We start from the raw sequence: 15162 nt of genomic DNA, 5'->3' as shown, positions 1-15162 counted from the left end.
TTGCCTGAGGCTCAGAGCTCAATGCCCTGATCGCGCAGTTCGGAGCGCACCTTGGCGAAGAATTCGGTGCGCAGATTGTTGGTGTAAACCTGCAGCACGCGACGAACGTCGGCGTTCAGTTCGGAATTGGCAGTGGCCAGTTTCTGGCCAACCGGAGACTCATAGAAGGCGACGATCTCAGTCAGTTCCTCAAGGGTGAAATAGATCGCGTAAACGCGCGCGAACTGGTCGAGAAGCTCACCCTTGCGGCCGTTGTAGGTCTTGATGACCTCGCCGATGGCGTCGCTGGTCTCTTCCTGGATTTCCGGGTTCTGGGTGATGATCTGGCGCATCGTATCGATGCCCATCTCCACAATTGTGGTTTCGAACACGGCGCCGCGGTCGGTCAGGTCAATATATTTGCGTGCCATGGCAAGCTGCTCGGGCGCTACTTCCTGGGCGAGAGCCGGAGCAGCCGATCCAAAGGTACCGGCAACCAGTGCAGCCAGAGCCATCATCCTGGCACTGCGTGCCCAGTTTCCAATATTCCACAATGCCATCTTGTCTCGTCCCACGCTGGTCAGTTGCCCTTGAGAAGTGTTTCTACGCCATTCGGCGTTGCCACATAAGCCTTGCGGCACATTTTCAGGAACAGTCCATGCTGGACCACGCCCGGAATGTCCAGAAGCTCGTTTGAGAGCGCTTCTGGCTGCGAAATGCGGCCAAAAAATGCATCCAGGATGAGGTGCCCCCCATCTGTCAGGAATGGTTCACCATTGCCGGAGGTCCGCAATTTCAGCTCACCCTGGGCATGATGGTGGTTCATGATTGCCGCTATCGCATGTCGTGTCGCACCCAGGCCGAAACGGTTGACTTCGATGGGCAGCGGAAAGCGCCCAAGCGCATCGACGATCTTGGAGCTGTCGGCAATCACGATCATGGCGTCCGACGCCGCCGCCACGATCTTCTCGCGCAGCAGCGCCCCACCGCCTCCCTTGATGAGGTTGAGAGACGGATCGATTTCGTCCGCCCCATCAACAGTGAGGTCGAGGCGATCGAGGCTATCCAGATCGGACAGGGGGATGCCGCATTCCCGCGCCTGGTGGGCCGTGGCTTCAGAGGTAGGAACGCCGACAATGTCCAATCCCTGCGCTACGCGTTCTCCGAGCAGTTCCACGAAGTGCCGCGCGGTTGAACCGGTGCCAAGGCCCAGCTTCATGCCGGAGGTGATTTCGGCGACGGCCCGAGCCGCAGCCTCGCGCTTCAGCACTTCGCTCATTGGTCAGTCCTTTCGCCAATTTCGGCGGGTTTGGCAGCGGGGCACCATGACTGTCAAGCATCCGAAAGTCGGGTGTTCACGGATTGGTGACTCGGAGGTGTAACCGACTGGCAACACAATGTGGCGATGATGACGCATATGTGGCGGAAACTGGGCAGGTCCCTTTCGGCCCCGATCGAGACCAAGTAAGTAGCGCAAATAGTCGCAGACCCGAATCAGGGCAGCGTATTTGAGAGGCCAAGTGGAAGCATGAGCATCACAAGAATTGTATTGGCGTTTGGCATGGCCGTCTTGCTGGCAGTCAGCACCGTGCTGCCGTCAAGCGCGGCCCTCTGGTATAACCCGGACACCAATAAGTTCGAGGAACGCTCCGCGAGCGGCCGGACTGGCAGCAGTTCGATCCGCAAGCAGGTCGTGAATTATGAAACCAATCACAAGCCGGGCACAATTGTCATCGAGACCAGTGAGCGCCGCCTTTATTTGGTGCTCGAGGATGGCAAGGCCATGAAATATGGCATTGGCGTTGGCCGTGACGGTTTCCGCTGGTCCGGCACCCACCGCGTCACCCGCAAGGCGGAGTGGCCAGGCTGGACGCCGCCACCGGCCATGCGCAAGCGCGTTCCCGATCTGCCAGCCTATATGCCCGGCGGTCCGGACAATCCGCTCGGCGCGCGGGCGCTCTATATCGGCTCTACGCTGTATCGGGTGCATGGCACTTCCGAGCCCTGGTCCATCGGCCAGGCCGTATCCTCTGGCTGCATTCGCCTGACCAATGACGATGTGATCGATCTTTATGAACGCGTCCGCGTGGGCGCCCTGATCGTGGTCAATCACTGATCCGAACAAGATTTCCGGAAAGAGCCGCCAATTTGGCGGCTCTTTTCGTTTGGGCGCTTTGCGTTGGCGGATCAGGGGGATAAACTGAGGGCATGACCGGCTCGCCCACACCTCAGCGCCCTCTTGTCGACAGTTTCGGCCGACGCATTTCCTATCTGCGCATCTCGGTGACGGATCGTTGTGACTTCCGCTGTGTGTATTGCATGGCCGAGGACATGACCTTCCTGCCCAAGAAGGATGTGCTCAGTTTCGAGGAAGTCGAGGCCATTGCCAGCGCGTTCATTGCCCGCGGCACCACCAAGATCCGGCTGACGGGCGGCGAACCGCTGGTGCGGCGAGACATCATGGCCCTGGTGCGCAATCTGGGCGGCCGGATCGGCAATGGCCTGGATGAATTGACCATCACCACCAATGGCAGCCAGCTCCAGAAGCACGCTGAAGGCCTGTTTGGGGCCGGGGTACGCCGCCTCAATGTCTCGCTCGATACGCTCGATGAAGCCCGCTTCGCGCAGATCACCAGACGCGGACGGCTGGGCGATGTGCTGGCCGGGATCGGCGCGGCCCAGGCTGCGGGCCTGGCCATCAAGATCAACATGGTGGCAATGCGCGGCGTCAATGACGACGAAATCGAGACCATGATGGACTGGGCGCATGGCGGCGGCATGGGGCTAACGCTGATCGAAGGCATGCCGCTGGGCGAAGTCGGCATCGACCGGGTCGACACCTATCTCCCCTTGCGCGAACTGCATGACCGGCTGGCGCGGCGATACAGCTTCACCAAGCTGGATAAGCGCACGGGCGGTCCGGCGCGCTATGTTCATGTCGCCGAGACCGGCGGGACGCTGGGCTTCATCACCCCGATGAGCCACAACTTCTGTGAAAGCTGCAATCGAGTTCGGCTGACGGCCACCGGGCAGCTTTATCTTTGTCTGGGGCAGGATGATCAGGTCAATCTGCGCGACGCCTGGCGCAATGGCGGCGCTGCAGCCCTCGACGCCGCGCTGGACCACGCCATGGTCATCAAGCCCAAAGGCCATGACTTCGTGCTGGACCGGACGCGTGCAGAGCCTGCCGTGGCGCGGCATATGAGCGTGACGGGTGGCTAAACCGGAGTTTTCGGCAACAGCGCTGGACCGGTTTCTCAAGAGCGCATTTCCCCTCCATGGACCATTGCGAAAACTAACGGAAGGTGAAGAGTCGCGGGCTTTCACCTTCGATGCCGGGGAATACGTTTTTGCCGTTCGCGTCAACGCGACGATCGAAGGTTTCGAGATGGATCGGCTGATCTGTGCGGCGTTGTCCGGCAGCGCCATTCCGGTGCCGGATGTCGTGCTGATCGCCTCGCTGGAGGACGCCCGTTTTGCCTGTGTCTCCCGGCGCCTGCCCGGTGACACGCTGCAAGCGCTGCCCAAGGGCGGCGCCTTCGCGCTTGGCAGTGCCATTGCGCAGACGCTGGATCAGATTGCCGGACTCGACGAAGCAATTCTGCACCGTCTGGCAGCGTCCCCGCTGATGAGCGCGCAGGCAAGCTGGCCGGATTTCGTCGCGAAGGTCGCCCGGCTGGACTGGCAACATGCCAGCGCCGGAGCGCGCACTTCAATTGATCGCTGGACGGATCTCGTCGCTGAACGTGTAGCTGAACTTCCCCAGCGCCGGGGGCTCGTGCATGGCGATTTCGGATCAAACAATGTGCTGGTGCAGCAGGGCGTCGTCAGCGCTGTGCTGGACTGGTCCGAGGCCAGGATTGGCGACCCGCTTTATGATGTGGCCAATATTCTGTTCTGGCGGAGCTGGCTCGACTGCATGGAACAGCAATGCCGATATTTCGAGCAGCGCGAACCCTGGCGCCTGGCGGAGCGGGAAATCTTGACCTGTTACCAATTGCGGATCGGACTCGAGACCCTGCATGAGGCGTTCGCCGACGACGATGCACGGCTGATCGATTGGGCAATGCAGCGCTGCACTGAGATCGCGGCCCGGGCCTAGCGTCCCTCCGCGCGCTCAATCAGTTCCACAAGCGCTCCGTCGGGATCCCGCACGAATGCCACACGCTTGATCATCTCGGTGTTATAAGCCGCACGCGGGCGCTCGGCGATCTCCACACCAGCCGCTTCAAGCGTTTCGATCATGGCGTCCACATCGTCATACGCCAGCGTGATATGACGGAAGCCGGCTTCGGAATGGGGCACATCACGAAATGGCCCAACCTCGGTGGCCGGCGCTGCGATTTCGAGCATGCCGCCACCGGCGTCGAGGAAAGCAAGTTCCCCGCCTGCCGTGGTTTTGCGTAATTTCAGACGCAGACCGAGCAGGCCGCAATAAAAATCGATGGCACGTTCCATGTTGCTCACGGTCGTGCCGACATGTTCAAAGCCGATCAGCATAAATGGGGCCCTATTTGTCGTCGTCAGAGATGATGGCGAAATCGAGTGGCAGGGCCGTGGTGTACTTGATCTGCCCCATGGCGAACGCAGAGCTGACGTCGGTCAAATTGATCTTGCTGATCAGGCGCTTGTAGAAGGTGTCATAAGCACCGATGTCGGGCACGACGACACGCATGAGATAATCGACATCGCCGCTCATGCGATAGAATTCAACGACCTCAGGAAACTCATCGATCACGCCGGAGAATTTGCGCATCCAGGAATCGTTGTGTTCGTTGGTCTTGACCGACACGAAGACAGTGACCCCGACATTGACCTTGACCGGATCGAGTACGGCCACACGGCGCTGGATGATCCCGTCTTCCTCCATCTTCTGAATGCGGCGCCAGCAGGGGGTGGTGGAAAGCCCCACCTTCCGGCCGATCTCGGCGACCGGCATGGTGGCATCTCGTTGCAGGAGCGTGAGGATTTTCCGGTCGATCTTGTCCAATGCCATCTCGATCTCTTGAAATCAGATTTCGCGCAGCTAGTAGAATTTGACCACCAGCGCCAACAGAAGTGCCATAGCCGATGTTAAGGCGCAATATTATTGCGCGCGCTATTCGATGGAATGTCGCAAGACTATATTAACGCTTCTGCGCAGCAACAGGCCAGAGCGTTCTTGAGCCCCCTTTGCAAGTGACTGGGTGAACAGGAAATCGGCCGCACAGTTTCACGCCCTGTTAACCAAGGCGCCCCTAAGGTTCGATCCAGAGCGTCGCGGGCGCGTTTTTGTTCGCAGTATCGAGTAAACGAGTAAGTCTTCCATGTCGGTCCACGACGCCAGTGTCCGTGCACGCCCCGGACATGACGGCAAGCGTACAGCACAGAAAGCCGTGCTCGAGGCGCGTCAGCGGCTGACGTCGAGCTCTGGCACGCGCGCCGATTTCGACTTCGAACTCATGCATGACTATGCCGATTCCCGGATCGGTGCGGCGCTGCCCATGGCCGCGATCGTCAGCATTCTGGCGATTGTCGCGAGTTTCTGGGTGCCCCTGATGGTCACGACCATCTGGGCGGGCCTGGTCATTTCAAGCCTGTTGGTCGTTGTGATCACGGCGCGGCGGTTCAAGTCGGTCGAACTGCCCAAATTCAACGCCGCGCGCTGGACCACCAGCTTTGTCGCGGCCGAAAGTCTTGGCGGCTTTGCACTGTCGCTGCTGGCCCTGTTCACTCTTGTGACCGATCCTGAGGCCCTGGCGCCGGTGATGTTTGCCATGGTGCTGGTGAGCATTGCCAGCAATGCCATTGCCACCCATACCCTGCCCCCGGCCACGCTGATGAGTACGCTGCCGGTGACGACGACCGTGTCGATCTCGCTCATCGCGCTAGGTGGCACGCTCAATTACACGTTGGCGGCGGTGGCAATTTGCGGTGAGATCTTCTTTGTCTATCTTGCGCGGCAACTGCACAACTCGGAACTGGAAACCATCACCCACCAGGCCGAAAAGGACACGCTGATCTTCGAGCTGGAAGAGGCGCGCAACATGTCGGATGAAGCGCGCCGGCATGCCGAGCAGGCCAATATCGCCAAGAGCCAGTTCCTGGCCACGATGAGCCACGAGCTGCGCACGCCGCTCAACGCCATTATCGGCTTTTCCGAGGTGCTCAAATCCGAATTGCTGGGGCCGCACCAAGTGCCGCAATACAAGGAATATGCGGGTGACATTCACGCCAGCGGGCAGCATCTGCTGAACCTGATCAACGAATTGCTCGACCTCAGCCGCATCGAGGCGGGCAAGTACGAGCTCAATGAAGAAGTCGTGTCGCTGGTCGACATTGCGGATGACTGCCGCCGGATGATGGAGCTGCGCGCCAAGTCCAAGAATATCGAGCTGGTGTTCAGCGTGGGCGATAATCTGCCCCGGCTCTGGGGAGATGAGCGCGCGATCCGGCAGGTGGTGCTGAACCTGCTCTCCAACGCGATCAAGTTCACCCCGCAGCAGGGCAAGATCGTGCTCGTGGTGCAGCGCAGCGGCGATGGCGGGCAGTTGATCTCAGTGAAAGACAACGGGCCGGGCATTCCAGAAAGCGAAATCGCGACTGTCCTGTCTTCGTTCGGCCAGGGCTCACTAGCGCAGAAAACCGCTGAACAGGGTGCCGGACTGGGCCTGCCGATCGTGCAAAAGATCATGGACCTGCATCAGGGCCGGTTTGACCTCTTCTCCAAGCTTCGCTTCGGCACCGAGGTGATCGCCACCTTCCCGCGCGCCCGGGTCATGGATGCACTGGCGCCCGTGGTGGAAAAGCGAAATCGGCTGGAAATCTACTCGGAAGCCGGGTGAAAACTGCCCCGCCAATTGCTGCGTGCCGAAATTTTGCCGCGATCACACTGAGGATCGCGTGTCTGGAGGCTCGATGCTCATACGCCCATTTCTGACTGCTCTCTTGCTGCTGGCGACGCCTGTAGCGGCCAATGCTCAGCAATTGCCTCAGGCGGTCGAGAATCCTACTACAACAGCGGACGCAGCAGAGTTCGATACCAGCTACCGGCCCTCCCCCAGCATATCGGCGCGGATGCAGCGTGAGTTTCTTTCACGCATTCGGTGGTCCGCAGGGGTGGAGGTGCGAGACAATCTGGCAGAAGCATTTGCCGAACGTAGTCCAAGCGAAATATGGCAAGAACTGGTTGCGCCCGATGGGCTCACGACCAACAATGTTGCCGACGCCCTGACCGCCTATTGGGTGCTCAACTGGGTGGCGGCAAATGGCGCCTATGCAGTCGAAGTCGACAGCCGCCCGATCCAGCGGCAATTGCGCCTGGCTTTTGCCAACGACCCGAGCTTTCTTAGGCTCAGCGACCAGCAACGGCAGGAAATGGCGGAGGGCTACATCCTCAACTTCCTGGTCGAGCACGCCGCACTCAACACTGCGCTTGCGCAAAAGGACCTCGAGACGCTGTACGCGCTGGCCATGGCTGCAGCGTCCCGATTCCGCAGCCAGATGAATGTGAACTTGTTCACACTCGTCCCGGGGCCAGACGGATTTGTGGGGCGGTCAAATAGCGACTAGACAGTTTTGCCGCTGACCGAGGCGCCCTCAAAGGTTGCCATATTGTTGTGCAGGTGCAAGGCCGTCTTGGCCATGACTGCCGCAAGCGCGGCACCGCTCCCCTCGCCGAGGCGCATGCCCAGATCGAGCAGGCCGGACTGGCCCATCTTCGAGAGCACCTGTTCATGGGCGCCTTCGGCAGAAACATGGGCGAACAAGCAGTGGTTGATGGCTGCCGGATTAACCGCGTGTGCGATGGCCGCAGCGGTCGTTGCGACATAACCGTCGATGATGACCGGCACTTTCTGATGGCGTGCCGCCACCAACGCCCCGAGCATGGCGCAGATCTCGCGGCCGCCGAGGCGAGCGAGGATGGCGAGCGGATGGTCGAGTTCGGTCCTGTGCAGCGCCAATGCGCGGTCAACGACATCGGCCTTGCGCTTGAGGCCTTCATCGTCAACGCCAGTGCCCCGGCCAACCCACTCGGCGCCGGAGCCGCCATAGAGCGCGGCATAGATGGCCGCTGCGACGGTGGTATTGCCGATGCCCATTTCGCCAAGGCAGATCAGGTCCGGCTTGCCGGCCACCGCTTCCATGCCATAGGCGATCGTGGCGGCACACATCTGGTCATCCAGTGCAGGTTCTTTGGTAATGTCACCGGTGGGCAGTTCCAGCGCCAGTTCGAAGACGCGCAGATTGATTTCATGCAGCCCGCAGATCTGCGAGATCGCGGCGCCGCCATTGGTGAAATTGGCGACCATCTGCGCTGTGACTTCGCGCGGGAAAGCGGAAACGCCCTGGTCGGTCACGCCGTGATTGCCGGCGAAAATAGTGACCATCGGATTGTCGAGGCGCGGCTTGGAGCGGTGCTGCCAGCGCGCCAGGAACTCCACCAACCCTTCCAGCTGGCCCAGCGAACCAGGGGGCTTGGTCAGTTGGGCGTCGCGCTGGCGGACAGCGGCCACGGCCTGCTCATCGCCATCGGGCACGGCCACGAGCAGTTCGACGATGTCAGCAAAGGCGGGGTTGAGTGGCATGGCAGGTCCGGCGCGATATGGTAGGAAAGCGCGCGTCTTGTTGCCCATAACGGAGCGAAAAGCAATTGAGCGAGAACGGGTCCAGAACCGACGAGGTGGAACGGATCGACACCGCAAGCCGCGACGCCTATGCGCCGCAATCCCCTCGCCGCGGATTGGGTCTTATAGACGACCTGGTGATGGCACTGCGCTTCTTTTCGCGCCTGCCCACGGGTGACGCGCCGCATGAAAAGCCCGATCTTGGCCGGATCGCCATGGCCCTGCCGCTTGCCTCGGTGGTGATGGGTCTTGGTCCGATCCTGCTGCTCGCCGGGGTGTGGCTGGGCCTGCCCGCATACTTTGCCGCGGCCTTGTCGGTCGCGGCCATGGTGGTGGTTGGCGGCGGCATGATGGAGGATTCGCTCGCCGATGCCGCCGATGGGCTGTTTGGTGGATCAACGCTCGAGCGGCGGCTTGAGATACTCAAGGACAGCCGGCATGGCACCTATGGTGTGTCCGCGCTGTGCCTGTTTCTGGTGTTGCGGGTGACCGCCATTGGCAGTGTGGCAACGATCAATCCGCTGGCCGCCGCCGCGCTTTGGCTGGCCGCCAATATTGCGGGGCGATCTGGTGCTCTATGGGTGGCCGTCGCCCTACCCCCCGCCCGCGCCGATGGCGCCGCGGCCGCAGCGGGCAAGCTACCCGCATCCCGTTTCTGGATCGGGGCGGCGCTCGCTTTGATACTGGTCTTCGTGGTTGGGGCGCCGGCATCGAGCCTGCTCGGCGTGATCTTTTCGGCACTGTCTGTTGTCCTTGTCGTCCTGGCATGGACGGCGCTCTGCAAACGGCTGGTGGGTGGACAGACCGGGGACCTGATCGGTGCGGCGGCGGGATTGGGGGAAATCGCGGCCTTGGCCGTGCTGCTGATCTTCGCGTGACGCCTTGAAATCGCCGTGACCACGCCCTTAATCGGAAGGGAAATGTAAAAGGGCAAATTTGATGGGCTTTATCGGCATCGCACTGATCATTGCCGCCGGCATCGTGCTGCTGATCAGTGCCGACGTCGGAAGCATGGTGGGCCTGAACCAGATGCAGACGGCACAATTGGTGCCGCTGCTCGTGCTACTGATCATCTTCGCGGGAGGGCTGTTTACGCGCCGTCACCGGGCCTCCGAACTGGTGGGCGGCTTGCTGCTTTGGGTCGGCCTGTTTGGCGTGGCCATGGTCACCTATGCCTATCGCGACGAATTGCTGGGGGTGGCCGGTCGTGTGGCGGGAGAACTACAGCCAGGTGTTGCGCAGGTGGACAGCGAGGCCGGCACCGCGATTTTCCGACGCGGCATGGGCGGGCATTTCGAGGTCAATGCAACGATCAACGGCCACACGACCCGGATGATCTTTGATACTGGCGCCAGCGCTGTGGTACTGACTATTGCGGATGCGGAAGCGGCGGGCGTGAATGTCGAAGGGCTGCGCTACACGGTTCCGGTTTCGACGGCCAATGGTCAGGGACTGGCTGCGCGGACCCGGCTCGACAGCATCGAGGTGGGTGGCATCTTGCGGCAGAACCTGACGGCTTTCGTCACAGAGCCAGGGGCGCTGGAAACGAGCCTGCTCGGCATGACGTTTCTCGAAACGCTTAGCCGCTACAGCGTGACGCAGAATTCTCTGGAACTGGTGGATTGAAGAAGGGCGGGCCAGCAGGCCCGCCCCAAGATTGTCAGCTCACCGGGAACTGGGTGGCCTGACCCGCCACAATGTACCAAGTGACAAAGAGCGCATTGATAAACGCTCCCGGCAAATAGCTGCCCGTTCGCCGATAGGTGAAGGTCGAAAGAAAGGCGATGATGGTCATCAGTGGCAGGAACTGGATGGCGATCACCGTGTTCAGCGGTTCCTCGATGCTGAACAGATGACCGGCAAACAGCAACCAGCCATACTGGAACGCCAGGAAGACCAGAAAGCCCAGCGCCAACGCGCCAATATTGGACAGGTACTGCTTGAGGCGGCTGTCCCCGGCCACCGACAGTCCGGTATGCAGGCCGCGTAGCGCCAGCACAAAGAACAGGGTGAACGGCACCAGATAGACCAGCGCGATCTTGGCCTGAACCAGGCTGAGGGGCTTGAGTGCCACAACCCAGAAGCGGAAGTCGATCTTGAAGAGGAAATCCACTGCCAGGACAAACAGGTAGCCGATGCCGACCGTCGCCAACGCGATCAGGATGGACCCAAGGATATTGCCGCGGGCGTCGACCCTTTCCCCCCGCAGCACAAACCCGACCAGGAAGACGATGAGGCCGTTCAGCACCGCCCAGAAGGCGATCTGGCTGGTAATCGTCTGAGGGAGCAACGCCGAGGCCGGGAAAAGCTGCTCACCCCAGCCGAAGAACAGGTAGTAGGTCAGCACCGGGGCAAAGGCGCTGATCGCAAAGCCGAGCCACCACTTGGCACCACGCTCGGAATGCGCCGCCTTGACCGGGTTATTGCGCAGATGGGCGAAAGCCTGGGTTCCCAGAAGCGCCTGAAACGTGCCGGCCAACAGCACCACGAAACCGACTAGCGCGATCAGCGTGCCAATTTCCTTCCACAACCAGATCTGGTCAGAAGACGGCAAGGGCTCGGCCCCTTCCAGTGTCTCGGCGAACCAGTCGATGGAGTAGCCGATGGCTTCGGGAGAGATGTGATCGCCCGGATGGGTGGTGTTGGGCATGTGGAGAATGCGCGCCGTGCCCTGGGCGATAGCGCCATAAACCTCGCCAGGCACCACGGCCTGATCAGTACCAAAGACAGCCTGCAGCTTGGGACTGTCGGCAACGTCCTGGGCCCGATCGACATTCCACATCAGCTGCGAGAATTCGTCATACTTCGAGAAGACGACAGCAAGATTGCGGGGCCATTCCGGGGTCCCTTCCATGGCGAAGGGCGCGCCAGTGCTCGAGCCTTCGAGCACGAGTGACTTGTACGCGTCGGGCATGGTTGCCGCCGCCGCAAGCACGGTCCAGCCGCCCATGGAGTGGCCTTCAAGGCCGATATTGTCGGTATCGACGATGTCGAGACCGCGCAGATAGGCCAGCGCGCCGGGCCCGCCAAAGCCATTGGCGAAGGCCGGACCATCGGAATAGCCGTGACCGGACTGGTCGAGAGCCAGAACGACATAGCCTCGCCGAGCATACTCTATCGCAAAGCCGGATTGGGTCTCGCGGCTATTGATATAGCCGTGCACCGCCAGGATCGCGGGGGCCTTGCTTTCCGCCGTGACACCCGGAGGCACATAGAGCAGGCCACTCAGAACCTGACCGTTATTGCCGTTGAAGCGGATATCGCGAATGGATATGCCGCCCGATGTCTGAATGAAGTGCGCAAGCAATGCGCCGATGAGAATGATGACCCATCCCAGGTGGAACAGGCGAAGGTTCTTGTTCAGCATTTTACCCCCATTGGCCGTTTGGAACGTCAACCGAAGGGTGGCTTATACCGCGATCCGAAACAAAATCGAATGAAAACGAAAACCTTCCACCATAAAACGAAAGCTAGCCAGCGCTACGCCGGCACCATTGCCCGCTCTTCTACCGCAGCCAGTGCTCGGCCAAACACTTCCGGCCCCGCACCACGGCGGCAGGCGTCGACGCTAAGGATCTGTCGGAACTGGCGTGCGCCCGGCCGACCATTGGCCAGTCCCAGCATGTGGCGGGCGATGTTGTTGAGGCGGACACCGGCCTGCAACTCACTCTCCGCGTATTCCGCCATCAGCGCCACGATCCCGGCCAGGTCTGGAACCGGATGAGAGTCACCGAAGACATGGGCGTCGACTTCGGCCAGCAGCATGGGGTTGTGATAGGCGGCCCGCCCCAGCATGACGCCATCCATATGGTCGAGGTGCTCCATAGCCTGGTCGAGGGTTTCGATACCGCCATTGATCATGGTCGGCAGCGGCGCAAGCCGCTTGGCCAGCCGATGCACGCGCGGGTAGTTGAGCGGCGGGATAGTTCGATTTTCCTTGGGACTGAGCCCCTGTAGCCAGGCCTTCCGGGCGTGGACATAGAGCGCATCGACGCCCGCTTCGACCATGGCGTCGGCGAAGCGATCGAGACTCTCCTCGGTATCCTGATCATCGATACCGATCCGACACTTGACGGTTACCGGCCGGTCCGTGGCATCGCGCATGGCGCGAACGCAGGTGGCCACCAAGTCGGGCTCGGCCATGAGACACGCGCCGAAACGACCAGACTGCACCCGATCGGACGGACACCCGACATTGAGATTGATTTCGTCGTAGCCGAAGGTCGCAGCAATCGCGGACGCCTTGGCCAGTTCCGCCGGGTCGGAACCGCCAAGCTGGAGCGCCACGGGATGCTCGGTATCGTGGAAGCGCAGATGGCGTTCAGCATCGCCATGCACGATGGCGCCGGAATTGACCATTTCAGTGAAGAGCAGGCTATGGCGCGACAACAGGCGATGGAGGAAGCGGCAATGCCGATCCGTCCAGTCCATCATCGGGGCCACCGAGAAGCGGCGGGACCGATGCAGAGTGGTCGCACTATGTGAGGTTGGCTGCTGCAAAGACCGCCGCTCCATGGGTTTGATCAGATGGTGGGCCAGCAATAGGGCATCACCCCGCACCGAAATAGTGCGGAAGGCACAGCTATGCAATCTCTCGGCTGATCTGGATCAAAGCGTGACGCCATGCGTTGGTGCAGTGTGGGAACACAATCAAGCGTCAAGGGAGTTCGCCATGTATTCCAATATCGTATGCGGTGTCGACGGTTCGGACCTCGCCAACAAGGCACTACGCCATGCGCTGGCGCTGGCCGCCAAGACGGGCGGCAAGGTGACGGCGGTCACGGTGACTGAGCCATCAATCATCGTTGCGCCGGGCGCCGAGATCATGATGGTCGATACCAGTTCGATCATCGAAGACCTCGACAAGGCCAAGGAAGAAACGGCCAAGGGCATTCTGGCGGATGCGGAAAAGATCGCCAATGAAACAGGTGCTCACCTCGCCCAGATGCATGTGGCCAACAGCCACGCTGCCGAGGGCATCCTGCATGCGGCCAAGAAGGCTTCGGCCGATCTTGTGGTCATGGGCTCGCATGGCCGCCGGGGCCTTGGGCGCCTGCTGTTGGGCAGTCAGGCTGCCGAGGTGCTGGCGCATGCAGATATTCCGGTGCTGGTGGTCAAATAGTACTAACATGTCAGCGGTGGCATGGCGGCGGGAAATGGTTTAAATGCCCCGCATCTGTTCAATTCAGGTTCGGCCATGACCCAGACCACCTCCCGCCATGTGGCTGTCATCGATATCGGCAAGACCAATGCCAAGGTCGTGCTGATCGACAGTGTGACCGGCATGCAGGTTGCAGCGAAGAGTGTGCCGAATGCCATCCGTATGGATGGACCCTACCCACATGCCGATGTCGAGATGCTGTGGGATTTCATCTCCAAGTCGCTGCGGGCGCTGCATCAAGACCATGGGGTCGATGGCGTTTCCATCACCACACATGGCGCGACAGGTGCGCTGCTGGCGGGAGAGGAACTGGCCCTGCCCGTGCTCGATTACGAATTTGACGGGCCGGAGAGAGTCGCGGCCGATTATGCGGGCGTGCGTCCAGATTTCGCCGAAAGCCTGTCCCCTCGCCTGCCGAATGGGCTCAACTGGGGCGCGCAGCTTTATTGGCAATCCCGGCAGTTCGCCGAACACTTTGCCAGGGTCACGGCCATTGTGCCTTATCCGCAATATTGGGCATGGCGATTGACGGGAGTGCTGGCCAGCGAGGTGACGTCGCTGGGTTGCCATACCGATCTCTGGGCACCTGATCGTGGTGATTTTTCCGGCATGGTCGGTGCACTGGGATGGCGTAGCTTGTTTCCTGCCGTCAGGCCCGCCGCATCGGTCATCGGCACGCTGCGGGCGAACGTTGCTGCAGAAACAGGATTGCCCGCAGACACGCCTGTGACCTGTGGCATTCACGATTCCAATGCCTCCCTGGTGCCGCATCTGGGCCGGCACGAAGCGCCTTTCACCATTGTTTCGACCGGCACCTGGTCGATCTTGATGACGGTGGGCGGCGATACTGGTGCGCTCGATCCGGCCAAGGATAGCCTCGCCAATGTCGATGCCTATGGCCGACCGGTCCCTACGGCACGGTTCATGGGCGGGCGTGAGTTCGATACTTTGGTGCCGGACATCGCAGAGCCGACCGAGGCGGATCTGGCATTCGTGATTGCCAATGACGTGCAGGCACTGCCGAGTTTTGCCGCCGGGGTAGGACCGTTTGGCGACAAGACCGGGCGCTGGACCTGTGACCCGGACGGGCTAACGCCTGGTCAGCGCACGGCAGCGGCGTCGCTTTATCTGGCGCTGGTGGCGCGCGCATGCCTGACTCTCTGTGGCCTGGGCCGCAGCATTACGCTGGAAGGGCCTTTGGCGCGCAACCGGCTGTTCGGGCAGGCGCTGGCGCAGCTGAGTGGCGTGCCGGTGTATGCGTCGGGCGATTCGACGGGAACGAGCCTGGGGGCCAGCCTGTTGTTCGGTGGGGTCTTACCCGAAGCCGGGGGCAGCCATGCAGTGGTGGCTCTGCAAGTCGAGGGGCTTGAGACCTATATCGAGAATTGGCGGGAGCGCTCTCAAGGCTGAGCCGCT

16 protein-coding genes are annotated in these 15162 nt (G+C 61.1%); 9 read left to right on the top strand and 7 right to left on the bottom strand.

Going from position 1 to position 15162, the window contains the following annotated elements:
* Positions 1 to 11: 11 nt before the first annotated feature.
* Both GO014_RS01265 and rpiA read right to left on the bottom strand, forming a co-directional pair.
* Positions 12 to 539, bottom strand: coding sequence for a DUF2059 domain-containing protein (locus GO014_RS01265; RefSeq protein ID WP_179952904.1), 528 nt, complete (start codon positions 537 to 539; stop codon positions 12 to 14).
* A 20-nt stretch (positions 540 to 559) separates the two neighbouring features.
* Positions 560 to 1258: a ribose-5-phosphate isomerase RpiA gene (gene rpiA, locus GO014_RS01260; protein ID WP_157288807.1), complete on the bottom strand. Its 699-nt coding sequence runs from the start codon at positions 1256 to 1258 to the stop codon at positions 560 to 562.
* A gap of 255 nt (positions 1259 to 1513) precedes the next feature.
* Between rpiA and GO014_RS01255 the strand changes: the two genes are divergently transcribed.
* The 3 genes from GO014_RS01255 to GO014_RS01245 all read left to right on the top strand — a co-directional run bounded on the left by GO014_RS01255 (position 1514) and on the right by GO014_RS01245 (position 4081).
* Entirely contained in the window at positions 1514 to 2095 is a 582-nt protein-coding gene (locus GO014_RS01255) for a L,D-transpeptidase (protein ID WP_425482059.1), read from the top strand.
* Between the two features lie 92 nt (positions 2096 to 2187).
* Positions 2188 to 3201, top strand: coding sequence for a GTP 3',8-cyclase MoaA (moaA, locus tag GO014_RS01250; protein ID WP_157288806.1), 1014 nt, complete (start codon positions 2188 to 2190; stop codon positions 3199 to 3201).
* Positions 3194 to 4081, top strand: coding sequence for a phosphotransferase (locus GO014_RS01245; RefSeq protein ID WP_179952903.1), 888 nt, complete (start codon positions 3194 to 3196; stop codon positions 4079 to 4081). Before moaA ends, GO014_RS01245 begins: the two co-directional genes overlap by 8 nt.
* On the opposite strand, the gene GO014_RS01240 is transcribed toward GO014_RS01245, so the two are convergent.
* Both GO014_RS01240 and GO014_RS01235 read right to left on the bottom strand, forming a co-directional pair.
* On the bottom strand, positions 4078 to 4479 hold the full coding sequence (locus tag GO014_RS01240) for a VOC family protein (protein WP_157288804.1): 402 nt from the start codon (positions 4477 to 4479) through the stop codon (positions 4078 to 4080). The genes GO014_RS01245 and GO014_RS01240 overlap by 4 nt on opposite strands.
* A gap of 10 nt (positions 4480 to 4489) precedes the next feature.
* Positions 4490 to 4969: an Lrp/AsnC family transcriptional regulator gene (locus GO014_RS01235; RefSeq protein ID WP_104894700.1), complete on the bottom strand. Its 480-nt coding sequence runs from the start codon at positions 4967 to 4969 to the stop codon at positions 4490 to 4492.
* A 316-nt stretch (positions 4970 to 5285) separates the two neighbouring features.
* On the opposite strand from GO014_RS01235, the gene GO014_RS01230 reads away from it, so the two are divergent.
* Positions 5286 to 6803, top strand: coding sequence for a sensor histidine kinase (locus GO014_RS01230; RefSeq protein WP_157288803.1), 1518 nt, complete (start codon positions 5286 to 5288; stop codon positions 6801 to 6803).
* A gap of 73 nt (positions 6804 to 6876) precedes the next feature.
* Positions 6877 to 7530 (top strand): DUF6683 family protein, encoded by a 654-nt coding sequence (locus tag GO014_RS01225; RefSeq protein ID WP_157288802.1) that lies wholly within the window; start codon positions 6877 to 6879, stop codon positions 7528 to 7530.
* Here the strand turns inward: GO014_RS01225 and cobT are convergent.
* Positions 7527 to 8546, bottom strand: a complete 1020-nt coding sequence (gene cobT / locus GO014_RS01220) for a nicotinate-nucleotide--dimethylbenzimidazole phosphoribosyltransferase (protein ID WP_157288801.1) — start codon at positions 8544 to 8546, stop codon at positions 7527 to 7529. The genes GO014_RS01225 and cobT overlap by 4 nt on opposite strands.
* Before the next feature lie 65 nt (positions 8547 to 8611).
* Here cobT and GO014_RS01215 point away from each other — a divergent pair, with 65 nt between their 5' ends.
* Both GO014_RS01215 and GO014_RS01210 read left to right on the top strand, forming a co-directional pair.
* A complete protein-coding gene (locus GO014_RS01215; RefSeq protein ID WP_157288800.1) occupies positions 8612 to 9463 on the top strand; it encodes an adenosylcobinamide-GDP ribazoletransferase in 852 nt (283 codons plus the stop codon).
* 61 nt (positions 9464 to 9524) lie between these two features.
* Positions 9525 to 10211 (top strand): retropepsin-like aspartic protease family protein, encoded by a 687-nt coding sequence (locus GO014_RS01210; RefSeq protein WP_157288799.1) that lies wholly within the window; start codon positions 9525 to 9527, stop codon positions 10209 to 10211.
* Positions 10212 to 10245: 34 nt separating this feature from the next.
* Here the strand turns inward: GO014_RS01210 and GO014_RS01205 are convergent, their stop codons facing one another.
* Both GO014_RS01205 and dusA read right to left on the bottom strand, forming a co-directional pair.
* Positions 10246 to 11952 (bottom strand): alpha/beta hydrolase family protein, encoded by a 1707-nt coding sequence (locus GO014_RS01205; protein WP_157288798.1) that lies wholly within the window; start codon positions 11950 to 11952, stop codon positions 10246 to 10248.
* Positions 11953 to 12065: 113 nt separating this feature from the next.
* Positions 12066 to 13100: a tRNA dihydrouridine(20/20a) synthase DusA gene (gene dusA / locus GO014_RS01200; RefSeq protein ID WP_157289764.1), complete on the bottom strand. Its 1035-nt coding sequence runs from the start codon at positions 13098 to 13100 to the stop codon at positions 12066 to 12068.
* Between the two features lie 157 nt (positions 13101 to 13257).
* On the opposite strand from dusA, the gene GO014_RS01195 reads away from it, so the two are divergent.
* Positions 13258 to 13707, top strand: a complete 450-nt coding sequence (locus tag GO014_RS01195) for a universal stress protein (protein WP_157288797.1) — start codon at positions 13258 to 13260, stop codon at positions 13705 to 13707.
* A gap of 75 nt (positions 13708 to 13782) precedes the next feature.
* Positions 13783 to 15156, top strand: a complete 1374-nt coding sequence (locus GO014_RS01190; protein ID WP_157288796.1) for an FGGY-family carbohydrate kinase — start codon at positions 13783 to 13785, stop codon at positions 15154 to 15156.
* Positions 15157 to 15162 lie beyond the last annotated feature (6 nt).

It is taken from the genome of Devosia marina (assembly GCF_009758415.1).
GTDB classification, from domain to species: Bacteria; Pseudomonadota; Alphaproteobacteria; order Rhizobiales; family Devosiaceae; genus Devosia; species Devosia marina.
Note: the sequence above shows the minus strand (reverse complement) of the source record. Positions and strands in the feature narration are given on the sequence as shown.

Excerpts from the sequence above, each read along its gene's own strand:
- GO014_RS01265 (WP_179952904.1), bottom strand. The coding sequence starts at position 539 with ATGGCATTGTGGAATATTGGAAACTGGGCACGCAGTGCCAGGATGATG.
- rpiA (WP_157288807.1), bottom strand. The coding sequence starts at position 1,258 with ATGAGCGAAGTGCTGAAGCGCGAGGCTGCGGCTCGGGCCGTCGCCGAA.
- moaA (WP_157288806.1), top strand. The coding sequence starts at position 2,188 with ATGACCGGCTCGCCCACACCTCAGCGCCCTCTTGTCGACAGTTTCGGC.
- GO014_RS01240 (WP_157288804.1), bottom strand. The coding sequence starts at position 4,479 with ATGCTGATCGGCTTTGAACATGTCGGCACGACCGTGAGCAACATGGAA.
- GO014_RS01230 (WP_157288803.1), top strand. The coding sequence starts at position 5,286 with ATGTCGGTCCACGACGCCAGTGTCCGTGCACGCCCCGGACATGACGGC.
- GO014_RS01225 (WP_157288802.1), top strand. The coding sequence starts at position 6,877 with ATGCTCATACGCCCATTTCTGACTGCTCTCTTGCTGCTGGCGACGCCT.
- cobT (WP_157288801.1), bottom strand. The coding sequence starts at position 8,546 with ATGCCACTCAACCCCGCCTTTGCTGACATCGTCGAACTGCTCGTGGCC.
- GO014_RS01210 (WP_157288799.1), top strand. The coding sequence starts at position 9,525 with ATGGGCTTTATCGGCATCGCACTGATCATTGCCGCCGGCATCGTGCTG.
- GO014_RS01205 (WP_157288798.1), bottom strand. The coding sequence starts at position 11,952 with ATGCTGAACAAGAACCTTCGCCTGTTCCACCTGGGATGGGTCATCATT.
- dusA (WP_157289764.1), bottom strand. The coding sequence starts at position 13,100 with ATGGAGCGGCGGTCTTTGCAGCAGCCAACCTCACATAGTGCGACCACT.
- GO014_RS01195 (WP_157288797.1), top strand. The coding sequence starts at position 13,258 with ATGTATTCCAATATCGTATGCGGTGTCGACGGTTCGGACCTCGCCAAC.
- GO014_RS01190 (WP_157288796.1), top strand. The coding sequence starts at position 13,783 with ATGACCCAGACCACCTCCCGCCATGTGGCTGTCATCGATATCGGCAAG.